17 protein-coding genes are annotated in these 21,596 nt (G+C 39.7%); all 17 read left to right on the forward strand.

From position 1 onward, the window contains the following. Nucleotides 1–20: 20 nt before the first annotated feature. The 17 genes from ABE613_RS12010 (at nucleotide 21) to ABE613_RS12090 (ending at nucleotide 21,580) form a co-directional block, all read left to right on the forward strand. Entirely contained in the window at nucleotides 21–1,010 is a 990-nt protein-coding gene (locus ABE613_RS12010) for a rod shape-determining protein (protein WP_328282622.1), read from the forward strand. Then, the gene (recD2, locus tag ABE613_RS12015; protein WP_347376483.1) at nucleotides 1,010–3,220 is read left to right on the forward strand and encodes an SF1B family DNA helicase RecD2; all 2,211 of its coding nucleotides are present in this window, start codon (nucleotides 1,010–1,012) and stop codon (nucleotides 3,218–3,220) included. The genes ABE613_RS12010 and recD2 overlap by 1 nt, the downstream gene beginning before the upstream one ends. Beyond that, nucleotides 3,217–3,942: a double zinc ribbon domain-containing protein gene (locus tag ABE613_RS12020; RefSeq protein WP_347376484.1), complete on the forward strand. Its 726-nt coding sequence runs from the start codon at nucleotides 3,217–3,219 to the stop codon at nucleotides 3,940–3,942. Before recD2 ends, ABE613_RS12020 begins: the two co-directional genes overlap by 4 nt. Before the next feature lie 57 nt (nucleotides 3,943–3,999). After that, nucleotides 4,000–4,395, forward strand: coding sequence for a hypothetical protein (locus ABE613_RS12025; RefSeq protein WP_235233871.1), 396 nt, complete (start codon nucleotides 4,000–4,002; stop codon nucleotides 4,393–4,395). After that, nucleotides 4,396–5,520 carry a hypothetical protein gene (locus ABE613_RS12030; protein WP_347376485.1) on the forward strand — a complete coding sequence of 375 codons (1,125 nt, stop codon included), beginning with the start codon at nucleotides 4,396–4,398 and terminating at the stop codon, nucleotides 5,518–5,520. Nucleotides 5,521–5,558: 38 nt separating this feature from the next. After that, nucleotides 5,559–6,443: a diadenylate cyclase CdaA gene (gene cdaA / locus ABE613_RS12035; RefSeq protein ID WP_235233869.1), complete on the forward strand. Its 885-nt coding sequence runs from the start codon at nucleotides 5,559–5,561 to the stop codon at nucleotides 6,441–6,443. Further along, complete coding sequence (locus tag ABE613_RS12040; protein ID WP_235233867.1) at nucleotides 6,421–7,674, forward strand: CdaR family protein; 1,254 nt, start codon at nucleotides 6,421–6,423, stop codon at nucleotides 7,672–7,674. Before cdaA ends, ABE613_RS12040 begins: the two co-directional genes overlap by 23 nt. An 11-nt stretch (nucleotides 7,675–7,685) precedes the next feature. Continuing rightward, nucleotides 7,686–7,949, forward strand: coding sequence for an HPr family phosphocarrier protein (locus ABE613_RS12045; protein WP_235233865.1), 264 nt, complete (start codon nucleotides 7,686–7,688; stop codon nucleotides 7,947–7,949). Between the two features lie 169 nt (nucleotides 7,950–8,118). Next, nucleotides 8,119–9,642, forward strand: a complete 1,524-nt coding sequence (locus ABE613_RS12050; RefSeq protein ID WP_347376486.1) for an amino acid adenylation domain-containing protein — start codon at nucleotides 8,119–8,121, stop codon at nucleotides 9,640–9,642. Next, nucleotides 9,635–10,834 (forward strand): alanine racemase, encoded by a 1,200-nt coding sequence (locus ABE613_RS12055; RefSeq protein WP_347376487.1) that lies wholly within the window; start codon nucleotides 9,635–9,637, stop codon nucleotides 10,832–10,834. The genes ABE613_RS12050 and ABE613_RS12055 overlap by 8 nt, the downstream gene beginning before the upstream one ends. After that, on the forward strand, nucleotides 10,831–11,814 hold the full coding sequence (locus tag ABE613_RS12060; protein ID WP_347376488.1) for a hypothetical protein: 984 nt from the start codon (nucleotides 10,831–10,833) through the stop codon (nucleotides 11,812–11,814). The genes ABE613_RS12055 and ABE613_RS12060 overlap by 4 nt, the downstream gene beginning before the upstream one ends. A gap of 16 nt (nucleotides 11,815–11,830) precedes the next feature. Next, on the forward strand, nucleotides 11,831–12,058 hold the full coding sequence (locus ABE613_RS12065) for a phosphopantetheine-binding protein (protein WP_347376489.1): 228 nt from the start codon (nucleotides 11,831–11,833) through the stop codon (nucleotides 12,056–12,058). Between the two features lie 15 nt (nucleotides 12,059–12,073). Continuing rightward, complete coding sequence (locus ABE613_RS12070) at nucleotides 12,074–13,612, forward strand: MBOAT family O-acyltransferase (protein WP_347376490.1); 1,539 nt, start codon at nucleotides 12,074–12,076, stop codon at nucleotides 13,610–13,612. Between the two features lie 120 nt (nucleotides 13,613–13,732). Further along, nucleotides 13,733–14,641 carry a nucleotidyltransferase family protein gene (locus ABE613_RS12075; RefSeq protein ID WP_235233854.1) on the forward strand — a complete coding sequence of 303 codons (909 nt, stop codon included), beginning with the start codon at nucleotides 13,733–13,735 and terminating at the stop codon, nucleotides 14,639–14,641. Between the two features lie 167 nt (nucleotides 14,642–14,808). Beyond that, nucleotides 14,809–16,641 carry a GBS Bsp-like repeat-containing protein gene (locus ABE613_RS12080; protein ID WP_347376491.1) on the forward strand — a complete coding sequence of 611 codons (1,833 nt, stop codon included), beginning with the start codon at nucleotides 14,809–14,811 and terminating at the stop codon, nucleotides 16,639–16,641. Between the two features lie 98 nt (nucleotides 16,642–16,739). Continuing rightward, complete coding sequence (locus ABE613_RS12085) at nucleotides 16,740–20,171, forward strand: glucosaminidase domain-containing protein (RefSeq protein WP_235233852.1); 3,432 nt, start codon at nucleotides 16,740–16,742, stop codon at nucleotides 20,169–20,171. A gap of 125 nt (nucleotides 20,172–20,296) precedes the next feature. After that, nucleotides 20,297–21,580, forward strand: a complete 1,284-nt coding sequence (locus ABE613_RS12090; protein WP_235233851.1) for a lipopolysaccharide biosynthesis protein — start codon at nucleotides 20,297–20,299, stop codon at nucleotides 21,578–21,580. Nucleotides 21,581–21,596: the final 16 nt, after the last annotated feature.

The raw sequence follows: 21,596 nt of genomic DNA on the forward strand, positions 1-21,596 counted from the left end.
TAATGAAAGGGGAAATAAGGATGTCAGTAGATATTGGAATTGATTTGGGAACAGCAAGCGTTCTGGTCTATGTAAAAGGGAAAGGCGTCATATTAAAAGAGCCTTCCGTTGTAGCTTATGACAGGGATACGAACGCGATAAAGGCAATCGGCGAGGAAGCACGTCTGATGCTGGGAAGAACACCGGGAAATATTGTGGCTGTCCGGCCGCTACGTCAGGGTGTGATCTCAGACTATACAGTTACAGAAAAGATGATTAAGTATTTTGTACAGAAAGCATTGGGCAAGCGGACATTTAAGAAGCCGAGAATCAGTATCTGTGTTCCAAGTGGGGTTACCGAAGTGGAACGAAAGGCAGTAGAAGAGGCAACTTATGCGGCAGGCGCGAGAGAAGTGAACTTAATCGAAGAGCCGGTGGCAGCTGCGATCGGAGCCGGGATAGACATCTCCAAGCCTTGCGGTAACATGATCGTAGATATCGGTGGCGGAACTGCAGATATTGCGGTGATTTCCCTGGGAGGAACAGTAGTAAATTCTTCTATTAAGATTGCAGGCGATGATTTTGATGAAGCCATTGTCCGCTATATGCGTAAGAAGCATAATCTTTTGATCGGTGAGAGAACGGCAGAAGATATTAAGATTAAGATAGGGACTACTTATCCATTGATTGAAGATGAGGTCATGGAAGTCAGAGGAAGAAATCTTGTGACAGGTCTTCCGAAGACGGTAACCGTTACATCTTCCGAGACGGAGGAGGCGCTTCGAGAGCCGACGGGTCAGATCGTGGAAGAGGTTATCAATGTACTGGAACGCACACCACCGGAATTGTCGGCAGATATCCTGGATCGTGGAATCATGCTTACCGGCGGCGGAGCTTTGCTGAGAGGCCTGGAAGAGCTGATAGAAGAAAAGACAGGAATCAATACCATGACTGCAGATGATCCAATGAAAGTGGTTGCGATTGGAACCGGACAGTTTGTAGAGTTAATGGGCGGACGAAGAGAATTCTAATGGAAAGTATAAAAGGATATGTAGAACATATTGTATACCGTAATGAAGATAACGGATATACAGTATTTCATCTGAGTAACGATGATGGTGAAGTGACGTGTGTCGGTAACTTTCATTATATCGAAGAAGGAGAGCTCCTGAAACTGGAAGGAGAGTATACTACGCACAAATTATATGGTCTCCAGATGAAGGTAGAGACTTCTGAGGTGTGCGAACCGGAGGACCTGATATCCATTGAACGGTATCTGGGCTCTGGAGCAGTAAAGGGTGTGGGCACAGCACTTGCCGGAAAGATCGTTAAGAAATTCAAAGAAGATACCTTTCGAATTATAGAAGAGGAGCCGGAACGGCTGGCTGAGATCAAGGGAATCAGCGAGCGAAAGGCAAGAGAGATTGCCATACAGGTAGAAGAGAAGAAGGATATGCGCCAGGCAATGATATATCTGCAGAAATATGGAATATCAACGACCCTGGCAGCCAAGATATACCAGCATTATGGCAGGAACGTATATCGTGTGATCGAGGAAAATCCTTATCAGCTTGCCGATCATGTGTCGGGAGTTGGGTTTAAGACCGCTGATGAGATTGCAGCAAAGGTTGGAATTCATACGGATTCTGACTATCGCATCCGCAGCGGCATTTTCTATACGCTTTTACAGAGTGTGAATGATGGACATGTCTATCTGAAGCAAGAAGTATTATTAAGAAAAGCAAGTGAACTTCTGGAAGTGGAGATTCAGGATATCGAGAAATATCTGATGGATCTCGCCATGGAAAAGAAAATCGTTATGAAGAAAGCGGAGAATGGAATGCGCATCTATTCTTCCCATTATTATTACATGGAGATGAATGTAGCTAAGATGCTGCATGATCTGAATGTGAACTGTGATGTTGCAGAGGACAATCTGGAACGTCGGCTTCAGGCGATCGAGAAGAATACAGGACTGTATCTGGATGATAAGCAGAGAACAGCGGTGATGGAAGCTGCACGCAGAGGCGTCATGGTCTTGACGGGAGGACCGGGAACCGGAAAGACGACGACCATCAATGCGATGATACATTTCTTTGAAAGTGAAGGAATGGACATCTATCTGGCTGCACCTACCGGTCGTGCTGCCAAGCGTATGACGGAGGCAACCGGATATGAGGCACAGACGATCCATCGATTGTTAGAGGTCAGTGGGAATCCAGAAGATGACAGTACCAATGGTTTTCAGAGAAATGAAGAGAATCCTCTGGAGGCAGATGTGATCATTATTGATGAGATGTCAATGGTAGACCTTCCACTGATGTATGCTTTGCTGGGAGCAATCGTTCCGGGAACCAGATTGATACTGGTGGGTGACCGTAACCAGCTTCCAAGCGTAGGACCGGGAAGTGTACTGAAGGATATTATTGATTCCCATTGCTTTGCCGTCGTTATGTTGACGAAGATATTTCGTCAGGCAGGAGAAAGCGATATTGTGGTCAATGCTCATAAGATCAATCGTGGAGAAGAGGTTGTATTAGATAATAAGAGCCGGGACTTCTTCTTCCTGAAGCGGCAGGATGCCAATGTGATTATCAGTGTTGTGATTACATTGATCCAAAAGAAACTCCCGAAGTATGTCAATGCCAAGCCTTATGATATTCAGGTTCTGACGCCTATGAGAAAAGGTCTGTTAGGTGTGGAACGTCTGAACCGGATACTCCAGGAATATCTGAATCCACCAGAGCCCAAAAAGACGGAAAAAGAGTATGGAGATCGTCTGTTCCGAGAAGGTGACAAGGTCATGCAGATCAAGAATAACTATCAGCTGGAGTGGGAAGTGGTGACAAGATATGGAATGACCATCGACAAAGGCCAGGGCATCTTTAATGGTGATATGGGAATCATCAAGGAGATCAATACATATGAAGAAGTGGTAATTGTGGAGTATGATGAGCAGCGCCTGGTGAAGTATCCATATACTTTGCTGGATGAGCTGGAACTCGCTTATGCGATTACTATACATAAATCTCAGGGGAGTGAATATCCTGCGGTCGTGATTCCGTTACTGCAGGGACCAAGGCAGTTGTATCACAGGAACCTTCTGTACACGGCTGTCACAAGAGCAAAGCAATGTGTAACGTTAGTAGGAAGTGATGTGGTATTTCAGGAAATGATTCATAATACCAACGAACAGGATCGTAACACAAGCCTTGCAGAACGAATCCAGGAATTACAATGATAAAGATATTACAGGCTTTTCTGAAAAGAATCAGTCTATGGCTGTGGCCAGAGGTCTGTCCATTTTGTGGAAAGGTATATCGTCAGGGAATCTGCACTGCATGCAGGCGGAAACTGGAACACTTAAAAGTCCGGGAACCGCGGTGTATGCAGTGCGGAAAGCCGATCCGATATGCAGAACAAGAGTATTGTCATGATTGTACATGTACACATCATTTTTATGACAGAGGGCTGAGCCTATGGCTTCACAAAGCTCCGGTCAACACATCCATCTATCAATTCAAATATCATAATCAGAGAAGATATGGAATCCATTATGCAGAGGAATTAATACGTACCTATGGTCATATGATCAAAAGGTGGAACCCAGATCTTATCATTCCGATTCCCCTTCATAAAAAACGAAGGAAAAAGCGAGGCTATAATCAGGCACAGATTATCAGTGCAGAGATTGGAAAGAATATGAATATACCGGTAGATACGAAAAGTCTGGTACGATGTATATCTACCAATCCTCAGAAAACGTTAGATCATGATGAGCGGAAGAAGAATCTGAGTCATGCATTTTCTGTGAGAAAAGGTTTTGTCCCGGTGTCAGCAGTGCTATTGATTGATGATATCTATACAACGGGAAATACTATAGATTATGCCGCGAAAACTCTGAAAAAAGCGGGAGTTGAAAAAGTATACTTTTTGACCATAAGTATTGGACAAGGATACTGATATTTGTTATACTAAAAATGATGTTTAAATGGATAGTGAAACATTTTGAGGTGGATTATGTTAGATGAAAAAAAGGTAAAACTTATGACCCATCTTGCGTTCTATGAACAGACACAAGGAAAGGAAGATTTTAAAATCAGTGCGTATTACCGTAAGGATTATGCAAGTCTGCATACGATATGCACTTTTTTATGGGTTACCGTTGGATATATATTGGCAGTTGCACTGGTGATACTGGCGGGTCTGGATACTCTGATGGAGAAGATGTCAAATGGAGCACTGGTGATGATGATTGGAATCATATTGCTGGGATATGTTGCGCTGGTTATCATATATTTGATTATCAGCAGCTTTATTTATAATGAGAAGCATAAGAAGGCCAGACAGAGAGTGAAGAAATATAATCATAATCTGACAAGATTGCTTAAGATGTATGAAAAGGAGAACAAATAGATGGATATGATATACGTATTTCGCGGACGGATACAAGAGCTATATGCTAAGAATTCAAAGGTGTTTGACAAGATATTCCAGTTTATTCTTGCAATTGTGACATTTACGGTAATCAACCACAATGTAGGGTTTATGAAGGCTGTGGCATCGCCGGTGGCAAGTCTTGCACTTGCGGTAATCTGTACTTTCCTTCCGTTGATGGTGACAGTAATCATGGCAACAGTACTGATTCTTGCCCATATGTTTGCTTTGTCTATTGGAATGTTGGCGGTAACAGCAGTTATATTTTTGATTATGTACATTTTCTATCTGCGGCTGACACCGAAGAAGGCATTAATCGTTCTGTTGACACCGTTGGCATTCTTCCTGAAAGTCCCATATATTATCCCGGTGGCATGTGGTCTGGTGGCAACCCCAATCAGTCTGATCGCAATCTCTTGCGGAACGATTGTGTATTACATGCTGGAATATGTAAAAAAGAGTTCTGTGAATATTGAAAATGTCGGTGCAAAAGGAATGCTGACGCAGGTAACAAAGTATGTACAGCAGGTATTTCAGAATAAAGAGATGTGGATCGTTATCGTTGCATTTATAATTTGCTTTTTTGTAGTATTTACATTGCGCAGAACTTCTATGGATCATGCGTGGAAGGTGGCTATTGTCGCAGGTGCCGTTGCTAATGTCATTGTAATCGTAGCAGGAGACATCGCATTAGGAGTACATACTTCTTATGGAACTTTGATCGGTGGGAATGTCGGAGCAATCGTAATTGGACTGATTCTGGAATTGTTCCTGTTCTCAGTGGATTATGCAAGAAGTGAGAACCTTCAGTTTGAAGATGATGAGTATTATTATTATGTAAAAGCAATTCCAAAGGTATCGGTGGCAACACCAGAGAAGACTGTTAAGCGAATTAACGAACGTCAGGAGACTGAGATCATTGATACAGAGACGGTTCGCAAAAAAGCAGATTCCCAGGCTCAGAACCGTAGAGTAAATGTGAAAAAAAGTGGAAAAAAGCCAGCACCCAAAAAAGGACCGGCTGCAAAGAAACATGATATGAAAGAAGTAGATAAGATGCTTCTGACACAGAGCCTTAGAAAAGATCTTAATTTAAAGGATTAGAGGCATCATAATAATAGCAATATAAAGGAGGTGAAAGAATGGAACAGCAGATCAGCAATTTTCTTGGAAGATATGTAAGAGACTTGTATTTCCCGGAAGTGCGTATTACGGATATTGTAGAGATTTTAATCCTTACATTTTTGATCTATCAGCTGATAGTGTGGATTAAAAATACGAAAGCTTGGATGCTCATGAAAGGTATTCTGGTACTTGCTGTATTCATTCTGATCGCCGCAATATTTGAGATGCATACAATTCTGTTCCTGGCCAAGAATGCGGTCACGGTGATGGCGACGGCTGCAGTTGTGGTGTTCCAGCCTGAGCTAAGGCGTGCGCTGGAAAAACTGGGAGAACGGAAGTTTCTGCCATCTATGATTCCATTTGAGACCAAGCGAGAGAAGGTGCGCTTCAGTGAGGAAACAAGAGAGAGTATGATCAGCGCAGCTTATGCAATGGGTAAGGTCAAGACAGGAGCTCTTATCGTAGTAGAGCAGGCCATTCGGCTCACAGAATATGAGAGTACTGGGATTCAGATGGATTGTCTGGTGTCCAGTCAGGTGCTGATTAATATCTTTGAACATAATACACCTCTCCATGATGGTGCGATTATCGTGCGGGGAGACAGGATTGTGTCTGCAACGTGTTATCTGCCGCTGTCTGACAACATGGGAATCAGCAAGGATCTTGGAACCAGACACCGTGCGGCTGTCGGTATGAGTGAAGTAAGCGATGCACTGATTATTGTAGTATCAGAAGAGACGGGAGCAGTCTCTGTGGCACAGGGAGGCAGGATCTATCGAAATATCAGTGAAAAAGAATTAAGGGAGAGATTGGTAAGAATTCAGGATAAGCAGACAGAAGTAAATAGGTTGACAGCATTGTGGAAAGGAAGGCATAAGCATGAAAAAAAGACTAACAGTTAATTTCGGTCTTAAGATATTAGCCTTCTTTATCGCATTGTTCATGTGGCTGATCGTGGTTAATATCGATGATCCGGTAACGGATAAGACCTATACCGGTATTCCGGTACAAGTAATCAATGAAGAAGTAGTAACGTCAGCAAACCGAACCTATCAGATTGTAGATGATACACAGGAAGTGAGTGTTACAGTGACTGCTCAGCGTTCCGTGTTGAATGATATCAAAGCAGAAGATATTGTGGCAATTGCTGATATGAAAGAGATGTCACTTGGCACACAGATTCCGATCGAGGTCAAGATTGAGGGATATAAGTACGATAGTGCTGTCTCGAATCCAAGAAACCTTCAGATACAGATTGATGATGAAGCAAAGAACAATTTCCCGATTACTCCTACTACATTGGGAACGGTAAGAGAAGGATATGTCATCGGAGAATTGAAGGCTAATCCTGAAAAGGTGACGATTCGTGGCCCGAAGACAGTGATTGACAGCATCAATAGAGTTGTGGCAGAAGTGGATGTGTCGGGCTTGTCATCGGATACAGAAGTGGAAGCACGACTGGTGTTGTACGATGCGAATAATAATGTCATTGACCAATCGCTACTGGCTAATAATCTTGGAAAAGAAGGACTTACTGTCGAAGTGACATTACATCAGATCAAGAGTGTGAAGGTAGAGTTAGATACTTCGATGGTGACGGCAGCAGATGGATATAAGATCAGTGAGATCAGTGTAGAACCTCAGGAGGTCCGTATCTCAGGAAGCAAAAGTGCCCTGGCAAGAGTAACTGAGATATCAGTGCCTGCGTCAGCTCTCACAGCAGTGAACCTGACGCAGAGAACAGAGAGAAGTATAGATATCTCGCAGTATCTCCCGGAAGATGTTTCTCTGGTAGATGAGAATGCGGATAATGTAGTGGTTACAATCGCGGTGGAAAAGCCGGGGGCAAAGAACTTCGAAGTATCCACTAGTTCGATTACCGTTAATAACCTTGACAGTAATCTGGAATTGAGTTATGGATCGGTCGTAGATCTTGAGATTCAGATCAAAGGTCCGGATGCAACTCTGAATACGTTCTCGATTGCAAAAAAAGTCAGTATAGACCTTAAAGATTATACAAGACCAGGAACTTATACCGTGCCCGTATCAGTGGAACTTCCGTCGGGATGTTCTCTGGTGAATGAGGTGAGCGTAGAAGTGATACTGGAAGAAAAACAAGAGCAGGAGGAATAAACGGAGGAATTATGGTTAAGCAAAAAGTAACGATTACCAATCCTACAGGCTTGCATCTTAGACCCGCAGGAATCTTCTGTAACACTGCCAGCAGTTTTAAGTGTAAAGTGACATTTGTGTATGGCAATACGACAGCCAATGCAAAGAGTGTCTTGAGTGTTCTCGGAGCCTGCATTAAAAGAGGCGATGAGATTGAACTGATCTGCGACGGGGAAGATGAAGAAGAAGCAATGCGGACGATGACAAAAGTCATTGCAGATGGACTTGGTGAATAAGGTGAAAAAGAGAGAAGGGCAGTTTACATAAGATGTGTAAACTGCCTTTCTTGATTTGTTTTAAAAATTACAAAATTATTAAGAATTATTCAGAAATTACATCTAGATTTAAAGGTAGTTATAGTATAAACTTAATAAGTAGTGTGTAAATAATTGATGGGAGAATCTTATGATTAGAAATATATTAGACTATCTGGAACAATCAGCAAGACATTATCCAGATAAGATTGCATTTGCAGATGAAATGTCAACATGTACTTATAAAGAGTTGTGGAAAACTGCCAGATCTGTAGGCACGAAGTTGGCCAATTATGTTCCGCCAAGATCACCGGTTCCTGTATTCATGGAGAAAAGAGTGGAGACCATCTATGCATTCCTGGGTGCAGTGTATGCCGGCTGTTTTTATGTGCTGCTGGATCCAAAGCTTCCCTCAGAAAGATTGAAACAGATTCTTCAGACTCTTCAGTCAGAAGTTCTGGTGTTACACCCGGATTATGAGAAACAGTTCAAGGCATTGGAATATGAAAGGAATGTTGTAAATATTCTGGAAGCGTTACAGGGGGAAGAAGATGCAGTTCTATTAGAAACGATTCGTGAGCAGAGACTTGACATAGATCCTTTATATGCAATTTTCACATCTGGTTCCACAGGGATCCCTAAAGGAGTGTTAGTCAGTCACCGATCAGTCATTGATTTTATGGAAGAATTTGTTGATATATTCGGGATTACAGACAAAGATGTCATCGGTAATCAGGCGCCCCTCGACTTTGATGTATCCGTGAAGGATATCTATTCTACTTTGAAAACAGGGGCAACTATGCAGATTATTCCAAAGAAGATGTTCTCATTTCCGACAAAGCTTTTGGATTATCTGGACGAGCGAGAGATCACTACATTGATCTGGGCAGTGTCCGCACTGTGTATAGTTACAACGTTAAAAGGACTGGAATATAAAGTACCTCAAAAAGTGAATAAAATTATCTTTAGCGGAGAGGTCATGCCGATAAAGCACTTGAATGAATGGAAAAAATATCTGCCGGATGCCTTGTATGCGAATGTATATGGGCCCACAGAGATTACCTGTAATTGTACCTATTATATTGTGGACCGGGAATTTCAGCCAGGAGAGAGTCTGCCAATAGGACAACCATTTCCCAATGAAAAGGTATTTTTACTGGATGAGGGGAATCAACTTGTGCGGGAAGCTGGAAAGAAAGGAGAGATCTGCGTCTCTGGAACAGCCCTGTCTCTGGGATATTATCGGAATCCGGAACAGACCAAGAAAGTATTCGTTCAGAATCCGCTGAATGAAAAGTATCTGGAACGTATATATCGTACAGGAGATATGGCCTATTATGGGCACGATGGATATCTGTACTTTGCTTCCAGAAAAGACTTCCAGATCAAGCATATGGGACACAGGATTGAGCTTGGAGAGATCGAGCTGGCGATGGAGATGGCAGAGGGAATCCGCAGAGCCTGTTGTACTTATGATGAGCCGGAGAATAAGATCATTGCTTTTTATGAAGGCGAGGCTGAGAAACGGCAGATTGTCCGTGCATTGGGAAAGAAGCTTCCGGCATATATGATTCCAAACGTGTGGGTGAAGATGGATCGACTTCCAATTACAAAGAATGGAAAGATTGACCGAAAGAAAATGATGAAAGAATACAGGGAGGGTATCTATGGATAGAGTACAGCTGCAGACGATAGCCAGAGAATGTGCTACTCCGGCATATCTTTTTGATATTGATGAGCTGATAAGTAGAATTGAGATGGTAAAGCAAGAACTTGCCCAGTCAATTCAGCTGTGTTATGCAATGAAAGCCAATCCATTCCTGATAAAGCCGATTCAAACACGCGTTGATAAGTATGAAGTGTGTTCGATGGGAGAATTTCGTATCTGTGAACGTGCAGGGATTGCCATGGAGCAGATTGTCTTATCTGGTGTAAATAAAGAAAAAGAAGATATTCTCTCCATTATGGAAACATATGGATCAAAGGGGACTTATACAATCGAATCCCTGGAACAGTTGGAGCTTCTGGAGTATTGTGCTGCTCAGACAGGCAATGTGATTCGTGCATTGGTCCGATTGACCAGTGGAAATCAGTTCGGTGTTGATGAAGAAGATATCTGTACCATAATTGAAAAACGGAAAGCATATCCGCATATCTCTTTCGTGGGATTACAGTATTATTCCGGAACGCAGAAAAAGAAGATGGAAAAGATTGAGAAAGAGCTGAGATATCTGGATACATTTCTTCAGAGATTAAAAGAAGAATCAGGTTATGAGGCAGAAGAACTGGAATATGGACCGGGCCTCTACGTGCCGTATTTTCAGACGGATGAGGAGACGGATGATGGAGAGTTACTACAAGGACTTCGAAACCTATTGTCAGAATTAAAATATACAGGGAAGATTACTTTGGAAATGGGAAGGTATCTGTCTGCTTATTGTGGATATTATCTGACCAGCATTGCAGATCAAAAGAAAAACCATGGACAACAGTATGCAATCGTGGATGGCGGAATCAATCATCTCACATATTATGGGCAGGCGATGGCTATGAAAACTCCATATTATCAACATGTTCATAAAAATGTGCAAAAAAATGAAGGAGATGTGACAGAAGAGAATTGGAACATCTGCGGATCACTCTGTACAGTCAATGATGTCATTGTGAAGCAACTTCCACTAAAAGATGCTGCAGTGGGGGATATCATCATCTTCGAACGGACAGGAGCTTATGCGGTTACAGAAGGGATCTACCTGTTCTTAAGCAGAGATCTTCCGCAGATACTGTTCTACTCGAAGGAAAATGGCATTCAGATGATACGGGAACGGAGGCAGACAGATATCATGAATGGGATGGCAGAAAGATGAAAGAGAAGAGAAACAACCATATCATTAGAATGATCATATTCGTGATCTTGTGCGTGATTCTGTCTTGTTGCCTGAGTTGGGTTACGATGCCACCGAATGTTATATGGCTGAATCTCCATGAGTTGAAGGAAGATGGCCCTTATGATTATCTGTTCGTAGGGACATCCCATGGACAGTATGGAATCAGCCCACAAGTAGTGGATCAGGTGACGGGTAGGAATAGTTTTAACTTGTGCATGGCAAATGAATATCCTGTCGATACTTATTATCTGATCAAGGAAGCATGCAGGCAGCAGAAACCGAAAAAGATTATCTATGAGCTAGACCCATCCTACTGGATCACCGACCAGAATATGGGAACGGTAGCTGGTATGTTCTATAAGGAAATGCCCTGGTCCATGAACAAGCTTCAGTATCTTGGGGATAAGATTATAAAGCTGGATTATAGACAGACAATATTCCCGTGGAGCTACTATAAGAATCTTCTCCCTCAAGCACCGCAGACAATCCGAAAGAAATTGAGCGCGGAATATCGGCAATATGATCCGGCGATTCTGGATATTCCCGGAGGTCATTACGGCGGTGACGGTTTCATCTATCAGGATAAGGTAGAAGGAGCAGAGAAGGGAACCTTCAATAATGTTCCATGGAATGAGGAACAACTCCGGCCGGAGGCAGAAGAATATTTTGAAAAAATCTTAAACCATTGCAAGAAGGAAAATATTGAATTGGAAGTGATCACACTTCCGGTACCGGCAGAGACATATGCCAACACACCGGAAAGTTATCAGCAGTCTGACCGGTATTTTACAGAACTGATGCAGCAATATCGTATTCCATATCATAATTTTATCTTTGATTCGGCTCTTGCGTATGACAGAAGTATAGATAACTATTGGGATTATGATGGTCACATGTATGGAGATGCAGCAGAACAATTCAGCCTTGAACTAGGCAATTATCTAAAAGAGAATGATTAAAAGGAGGAACAAGACAATGGAACAATTATTAGAAATATTAAAGGATATTCAGCCAGATGTGGATTACGAGAACTGTACAACTCTGATTGACGACGAATTACTGGATTCATTTGCAATCTTAAGTATTGTAAGTGAATTGGAGGATGCTTTTGATGTTGAGATCACACCAGTCGATATCATCCCAGAGAATTTTAACTCTGCACAGGCATTATGGGAAATGGTACAACGGCTCCAGGAAGCTTAAAAGTGGAGGAAAGATATGTCTCTGATATCAATGGAATTCCTGCTATTCGTAGGAATCGCAGCTGTGGGATATTACCTGATCCCTAAGCAGTATCAATGGATCTGGCTGTTGATATTCAGCTATATCTATTATGCGTCATCAGGAGTGAAACTCCTGTTCTTCCTTCTGTATACCACCATTATCACTTACGGTACGGGAAGACTTCTGGAGTGGATCGATCGTGATCAAGGGGATTCAAAGGAAGAAAAGAAGAGAAGGAAAGCAAGAAAAAAAGCGATTCTGACAGGATGCCTGGTATTGAACTTTGGAATGTTAGCAGTTCTGAAGTATACAAACTTTGTGGTTGAGAATATCAATGCCGTATTCCACACAGGTATCTCGTTTCAGATGCTTCTATTGCCTCTTGGTATCTCGTTTTATACGTTCCAGTCGATGGGATATATTATCGATGTGTACTGGGGAAAATGTAAGGCTGAGCATAACTTTTTCCGATTCGCGCTGTTCGTCTCCTTCTTTCCACAGATCCTGCAGGGACCGATTGGAAGGTATCATCGTCTGGCAGAACAATTATATGCAGAACATCGGTTTGATCTCATCAACATTGAGAACGCCTTACAGTTAATCTTATGGGGATTCTTCAAGAAGATGGTGCTTGCCGACCGGGCATCTGTAGTGGTCAACCAAGTGTTCTTGAATTATACACAGTATTCAGGTGTCACGAATATAATGGCGGTTCTGATGTATTCGATACAATTATATATGGATTTTTCTGGTGGAATGGATGTAGTGGCAGGTGTGGCAAGTCTGTTTGGAATCGAACTGGATCAGAACTTCAGACGACCGTATTTTGCGACTTCGATTACGGATTTCTGGCACCGTTGGCATATTACACTGGGGACTTGGATGAAAGATTATATCTTCTATCCAATCTCTTTGTCAAAATGGATGGGAAAGTTTGGAAAATGGACCAAGAAGGTATTCGGGAAGAAGACGGGAAGAGTCCTGCCTATCTGTGTGGCTAATATTATTGTGTTTCTTGTAGTAGGTATCTGGCATGGAGCAGCGTGGAAATACATTGCTTATGGATTCTATAATGGTCTGATTATTGCAATCAGTAGCCTCCTTGCTCCGGTCTATAAGAAAGGATTGGCATTCTCCCATATAGATCCCAAGGCCAAGTGTTGGCATGTGATTCAGATTCTGCGAACCTTTCTGTTGGTCAATATCAGCTGGTATTTTGATATGGCGGTCAGCCTGTCGGCAGCATGGGCTATGATGAAAAGTACGGTGACAGGATTCGCATTGCAGACGCTTTCGGACGGAACGATAATGTCACTGGGACTGGATCGGCTGGATTATGCGATTCTGGCAATGGGATGTCTTGTCGTATTCTTGATCAGCGTGCTTCAAGAACGAGGAGTTAAGATACGGGAAAGCCTTGGGCAGAAGCCGTTGATATTAAGATGGGCAGTATATGGAATGCTGGTATTCTGCATTCCAATGTTCGGTTGTGTAATGGATACAGCTGGCGGATTCATCTACGCACAATTTTAGAAAAATGAGAAGATATTAGTGGAAAATCGAAATAATGTATCATTGTACAATTCACAAAAAGTATTGTATAATACAATCAACTAACAAGGAACTATTAATTTTCTACAAGGAGTAAACAGTATGAAAAATGTTACATTGGTTATCATGGCAGCAGGAATCGGAAGCAGGTTCGGTGGCGGTATTAAACAGTTAGAGCCGGTAGGACCAAATGGAGAAATCATTATGGATTATTCTATCTATGATGCTCTGGAAGCCGGATTTAATAAAGTGGTATTTGTAATACGTAAGGATCTTGAAAAAGACTTTAAAGAAATCATAGGCAATCGTATTGAGAAAGTTGTAGCGGTTGATTATGCCTATCAGGAATTGGATAATATTCCAACGCAGTTCAAAGATAAGCTGGAAGGAAGAACCAAACCATGGGGAACCGGACAAGCCATCCTTTGCTGCAAAGATGTAGTGCATGAACCGTTCCTTGTCATCAATGCAGATGATTATTATGGAAAAGAAGCATATGTAGAGGCTTATGATGAGCTTATAAAAGAACACGATGCATCAGACATTAGTATGGTTGGATTCGTTCTAAAGAATACGTTAAGTAAGAATGGGACAGTGACCAGAGGAATATGCAAAGTAGATGACGAAAATATGTTGAGATCAATTGAAGAGACATATGAGATTGCAGGACGAGATGACTATGCTGTTGCAGTAAAAGATGGAGAAGAGATTCGCCTGGATCTGGATTCCCCAGTATCCATGAATATGTGGGGACTACAGCCGGAATTCTTTGAAATATTAGAAAAAGGATTTGTAGAATTCTTAGATGGTATTAAAAAAGAAGATATTAAGGCAGAATACTTGTTGCCAAGGATTATCGGACAATTGTTGGAAGAAGGTAAGACACATGTAAAAGTCTTAAAGTCACATGACCAGTGGTTTGGGGTTACATATAAGGAAGACAAAGGAGCTGTTGTAGAGGCAATACAAGAATTGATTGCAACAGGGGTATATCCAGAAAGATTATTTTAGCGTAGATATAGAGATAAAGTAAGAGTAAAAAGGCTGTTCCCTCGGGGATGGCCTTTTAATTTGTGAAAAATTTATGAACCGAAATGTAAAAGTTGCATTCTTTCCATCCTTTTAATATAATACAAAATGTCGAAATATGTAAAATAAGTGGAAAGAGTGTGTAAAGAATGAGAAAAGTCTTGCGGATCATAAAGAAAGTTTTGACAGTGTCAGGGACAGTATTAACAGTAATATTAACAGTATTGGCGACAATTCTGTGTTTTAGCATTCAGTGGATGTTTGATACTTGGAGCAATCTGACAATGGATGAATTGGTGTATCATCTGACAGCTCCATTGGATGGAACAAATGAAGGAATGATTATGGAATATCTGAATATGTGTGTTGCTCCTACGCTATTGGTTCTTGCGTTGGTTCTTATATTGTTTATTGCTTGGCGAAGAAAGAAAAAATATTATGTGGTCATGGGGGTAGGTATGATAGCCTCTCTTGCTGTTTCCATAATTGTAGTTAGGGGTGCATGGACAAAATTGGATGCTGGAAGTTATGTGAAAGCACAGGGAGAATATTCGGATTTCATTGATGATTATTATGTGGATCCGGCAGAGGTTGAGATTACCTTTCCGGAACAGAAGAGAAATCTGATTCTTATATTTTTGGAGTCCATGGAGACAACTTATGCAGATACAGAAAACGGAGGAGCATTTGAAGAAAATGTGATTCCTGAATTAACGAAGCTTGCGCAGGAGAATGAGGATTTTTCTGGAGAAGAAGATAAGTTAAATGGTGGATATTCGATGCCAGGGACTACATGGACAATTGGGGCAATGTTTGCGCATACATCAGGATTGCCATTAAGTATTTCGATTGACGGCAATAATATGGATACCCAGGACTCATTTTTTCCAAGTGCAATAACATTAGGAGATGTTTTAGAGCGGGAAGGATATTCTCAGACATTGTTGATAGGTTCAGATGCGACATTTGGCGGAAGAAGGTTGTATTTTACAGAACATGGGAATTATGATATTGTAGATTATAATTATGCGATACAATCCGGAATGATTCCGGAAGATTATCAAGTCTGGTGGGGGTATGAAGACCAGAAATTATTTGGATTTGCCAAGGAAAAGTTGTTGGAATTATCAAGCCAGGAGGAGCCATTTAATCTGACGATGCTGACTGTAGATACTCACTTTGAAGATGGATATGTATGTGATATCTGTCCTGAAACGTATGGAGATGAGCAGTATTCAAATGTAATGGCTTGTTCCAGTAGGCAAGTATGTGACTTTATTCAGTGGGTACAGGAGCAGGATTTTTATGAGAACACTACTATTGTGATTGTGGGTGATCATCCGACTATGGACGTAGACTATTGTGAAGATATTGATGATGATTATATTCGAAAAGTTTATACATCATATATCAATTCGGCAGTAGTAGTGGAAACGAACGAAGAGAGAGATTATACCACGTTCGATACTTTTCCGACAACATTGGCTGCTTTGGGAGCTAATATAGAAGGCAACAGACTGGGGCTGGGAACTAATTTGTTTTCGACTGCACAGACACTTACAGAACGTCTGGGAATCAATGCTGTTAAGGAGGGGGTGAGTGGAAAATCAAAAAGAATGGAAGAACTTGCAAGTATTGACGAAACAAAAGAAGAATTATTATTAAGAGAAGGAAAACTTCCGATGGCTAATGCATGGGCAGAGGCTTATGAGAGTAATACCGGAGCTTTGCCAGTAGTGGTGACTGATATTGCTAATATTCCGGAAGATATCAGTCAGGTGATGATTGCAGTGTGGACGAATGAAGATCAGAGTGATCTACAGTGGATTGGAATGGAACAACGAGAGGACGGAAGTTATTATGCGCGAATTAATGTCCCGGGATTCGGATATAAAGTAGGAGAATATCAGATTCATGTATATGTAGTGGGAGAGGATGGAGAACAATATAAAGTTGCCGAAACTATTGGAAATGTTAATTAGGTATTGGTGTATTAATGTTTGGCCAAACGCATTTGTCGACAACGGTATATTATTATGCTACAATTAATTGTAATATTTTTTTGGGGGGGGGAAGATAAATGAGTGCTAAACGGAAAAAAAGATGTTCGTTGATTTTATGCTTTATGTTATTGTGGGTTGGCGTGTTGGGTAATGTTTCTTATGCGGACGAACCAGAAGAAAATTATACTGATATAGAAAGTATAAAAGTAAGTAGTGAAGAAGAATCCAATTCTAAGAATTCAGATGTGGAGGAAACAGAGGTATCAGATTCTTCAAACGAGATAACTAAAGCGGAAATTGCTTTGCAGAAAGAAAATATCAGGATTGATAGTGTTATTACTACAATGGATGCGGAAGGAAATATCACAGAGGTTGAAAGTGAAAGTGGATATTTAGAAGATAATGTTTCTGCGTATACCCGTATTGCTACTCCTCAAATTGTAAATTTTAATACGAGAGGGAATGCTGTTACTGAATATACGGAGTATGGTACAGGTAATTCTGGATATACAAATGGTATGTTTGGAGCAGATGCTGCTTATCTCGGTACTGAGAATGGAAAAGTCAAATTTATGATATCAGGGGTAATAGGATTAGTTGATTCCAGTTTGGTGCAAGTAGTAAATATTAGTTCAGCTCAATCGATAAGTTATTATATAGTTTCAAATGGAAGATTATATCATTATATTACTACAAATATAACAAAAAATGATCATGCAACAGTTTTAGATAATGGACCAGCTCCAAATTATCTGAATGCAGGTGAACAGTATTATAGTTATGATGGTCATTATTTTTACACACAGGATAATTTTGGCAGTATGTTAGATGATTATAATCAGGGAAGTAGAAACTATGCGGTTAATAGTACAGATCCATATTATAATTATTTTCAGTATTTGCCTATGCGGAGTAAAACAAAATATTCTGCTGAACAGATAGATTATATAATTAATGGAAAAGTAACGAATTCAAAGATGACAAATACGGGAAGTATTTTTGAGAATTGTCAGAATCAATATGGTGTTAATGTAATATTAGCTTGTGCTGTTGCTGCAAATGAAAGTGCATGGGGGAAAAGCAGTATCGCAATGAATAATAATAATCTGTTTGGATTAAATGCTATAGATTCATCTCCTGGAGATAGTGCTAATACATATTCAAGTGTTGAAAGTTGTATTAAAACTTTTTCTGAAACATATATGTCAAAGCAATATTTAAATCCTGAAAACTGGGTTTATTCGGGGGGATTTTTAGGAAATAAGGGGAGTGGAATTAATGTAAGATATGCATCAGATCCTTATTGGGGAGAAAAGAATGCGAATATAGCATGGATGATTGATAGGACTTATGATAATCAAGATGTTTATGTATATTCGATTGGAATAAAAGATCTTATTGGAATAGAGCATACGAATTTAAATGTACGAAATGAGCCAAATACGACTTCGAAGGTTATTCATACTACTAAAAATTATTCAAATCAATCTTTCATTATATTGGATGATACTTTGAGGGGATTTTATAAAATCCAAAGTGATGCAGTGTTAAATAGTGATAGGACAAACATATTAAATAGCGGGAATTATAATTATAATGAAATGTATGCTTATGTTAGTTCTGATTATGTTAAGAAAGTCATTGGGAAGAGTAGTGGAAATGTTTCTATAAATGTTCCGGAAGAACTGAAGAATGTCATAGAATATCGCGCACATGTGCAGGAAATTGGATGGCAAGATTCTGTAAATAATGGGCAAGTAATAGGGACGATAGGAAAGAATTTGTCTATTGAAGCGATTGAATTAAAAGTAAAGGATATAAATAGTTTAGGGATAGAATATCGCGCACATGTGCAAGATATTGGGTGGCAGGATATAGTATCTGATGGAGCAACTAGTGGAACTGTTGGGCTGGCAAAAAAAATGGAGGCAATCCAAATACGACTAACAGGAGAGCCTTCTGCTGAGTATGATATTTATTACCGTACATATGTTTCGGAATTTGGATGGCTGGATTGGGCTAAAAATGGCGAATTAGCGGGCACGCAGAATTATAATTACGCATTGCAAGCTATGCAAATTGTTATGTTGAAGAAAGGGTCAATTGCTCCGGGAAATACTCTAATTCCATATAAAATAAATACACAAAAAATAGAATATTGCGCACATGTACAAGATATAGGATGGCAGCAAAAAGTTGAAAATGGAGAAGTGGCAGGTACTACGGGGCAGAACAAAAAAATTGAAGCTTTTACAGTGAATTCAGTGTTAAATAATGATCTTGGAATAAAATATCGTGCATTTGTTCAAGATATTGGATGGATGGATTATGAAGAGAATGGAGAAGTGTCAGGAACAGTTGGACAAAATAAACGTATGGAAGCACTTCAGATTGAATTGACAGGAAATGATAATAATAAATATGACATTTATTATCGAGTACACGTTCAAGATAAGGGGTGGCTTGGTTGGGCGAGCAATGGACAAACTGCAGGTACGATTAATTATGATTTGAAAATTGAAGCAATGCAAATTATATTGCTCCCTAAAGGAACTCCAGAGTTGAAAAATGATGTTAAAGAATTTTTGCAGAATCCAACAGTTGTTAGATATTGCACTCATGTAGAAGATATTGGGTGGCAGAAATATGTAAAAGATGGTCAGATGGCAGGAACAACGGGAAAAAATAAACAAATAGAAGCATTTAAAGTCCAACTGTTTGGACAGGAATATTCTGGAGATATTCAATACTCAGCTTTGGTGGAAAATGTAGGATGGCAGGAGTTTGTGTCAAATAATTCGGTGGCAGGAACTGTTGGAGAAAATAAACAAATAGAAGCTGTTAAAATTCAATTAACTGGCGAAATGAGTACGAAATATGATGTATATTATAGAGTGCATGCTTCGGAATTTGGATGGTTAGGATGGACAAAAAATGGGTTGCCAGCGGGAAATAAAGGCTACGGGAAGCAAATAGAAGCGATTCAAATACAATTAGTTAATAAAAATGAAAGTGCGCCAGGAACAACCGATAATTCTTTTTTAGAGAAAGAAGCGGGCATAATTTATTCTGCACATGTACAAGATATAGGATGGCAAGATTTTGTTAGTGATGGTGGGATTGCTGGGACGACTGGAAAAAATAAGCAAATAGAAGCAATTAAGATTCACTTAGATAATTTGAATATGTCAGGAGATGTAAAATATAAAGCACATGTACAAGACGTAGGATGGCAGGATTATGTTTTTGGTGGTAAAATTGCTGGAACAGTAGGGAAAAATAAGCAAGTCGAAGCAATTTGTATAGAATTAACAGGAAAAGTATCAGAAAACTATAATGTTTATTATCGTGTCCATGCTTCGGAATTTGGATGGTTAGGATGGGCAAAAAATGGTGAAAAAGCAGGAAGTGAGGGATATGCACGTCAAGTAGAAGCGATTCAAATTAAGTTGGTAAAGAAAGAAGAATCATTTCCTTGTGGTAATGTACCTTCGTTTTTCAAAAAATAAAAAATGCAGCATTGCTGCATTTTTTATTTAAGGAAATTGGATGGTAGCAAGTGGAATACATTGTTGTGAAGTTAAATTGATGATATAATAAAAAATATCTAGTAAAGTGTTAGATGGAGTATAATATGTTGCATAAGATGTGGAATATTGAAAGAGAGAAGATTGAAACACAAAGTGTTTTTTGGAATATAATGTCAAGTGGTATAAATTCTGTTGTATCAATGCTTTTGCTATGGGTGGTAACGTTTGTGAATGGTGTGGCGGATGCTGGATTGTTTTCTTTAGGTTTTTCAACGTCGCAGATGATGTTGACTGTTGCTAATTATGGCATGAGAAATTATCAGGCTACAGATATTAATCACAAATATTCTATGCGAGTATATTTGGCGTCTCGAATCATAACAAGTATCGTAATGATAGTTTCAGCTTTTGCTTTTGTTAGAATAGAAGGATATTTTTTTGAAAAGGCATTAATCACGGTATTGCTATGTTTGTTAAAGGTTACGGATGCTGTTGATGATGTGTATGGAGGATATTATCAACAACAAGGAAGACTTGATATTAGTGGGAAAATAATGAGTGTGAGAATTGTTGCTTATATTATTGCATTTTGTGTTAGTTTGTTTTTTTCTCATAATTTAATTGTAAGTATTTGTATAGCAATATTCATATCTGCTTTTATTTTGATAGTTTTGGTGAAATCTACACAAGAAGTTGTGATATTAGAAAAACCAGAGTTTAGCTGGAAGAAAATTTATTTGTTATTATATGAATGTGCTCCGTTATGTATTGGTGCTTTTTTGTTAATATATATTGGTAATGCACCTAAATATGCAATTGATGCATATATGTCATCGAGTGAACAAGCGTTGTACACTTACTTGTTTATGCCTTGTTTCGTTACAAATTTATTTGTTGGATTTGCATTGCAACCGCTGTTGGTTCGGTTATCTAAAAAATGGCTACATAAAGAATATGAAAAGTTTCTTAAATTATGCGGACTAATTTTTCTAGGAGCCATTGGAATATCAGGAATTATTTTGGGATTAGGTAGTGCAATTGGATGTCAAATACTGTCCATTGTTTTTGGAGTTCAATTAATTCAGTATAAAAAAGTATTGGTTATTTTGTTGGTTGGAGGGACTTTTTATGCTTTCGCAGTAATTGAACAAGTGATTTTAACAGTGATGAGAAAACAATTGTTTTTTTTGATAGGTTTTGTGATTGCAAGTGTTGTAGCTTTTTTTATATCAAATCCATTAGTAAAGTCTTTTGGACTTTTAGGCGCAGGATATGCATATTTAATTTCAACAGGTGTTTTGTTCCTTACACTTGCAGTTTTGATTTTTGTATTTATATTTTGTGAAAAAAGGAAAGAGGTTCAGTTGATTGACGGAAAAAGTTTCTGAATGTTATACTATATAA

It is taken from the genome of Dorea chungnamensis, assembly GCF_039832125.1.
Lineage (GTDB): Bacteria > Bacillota > Clostridia > Lachnospirales > Lachnospiraceae > JAFBIX01.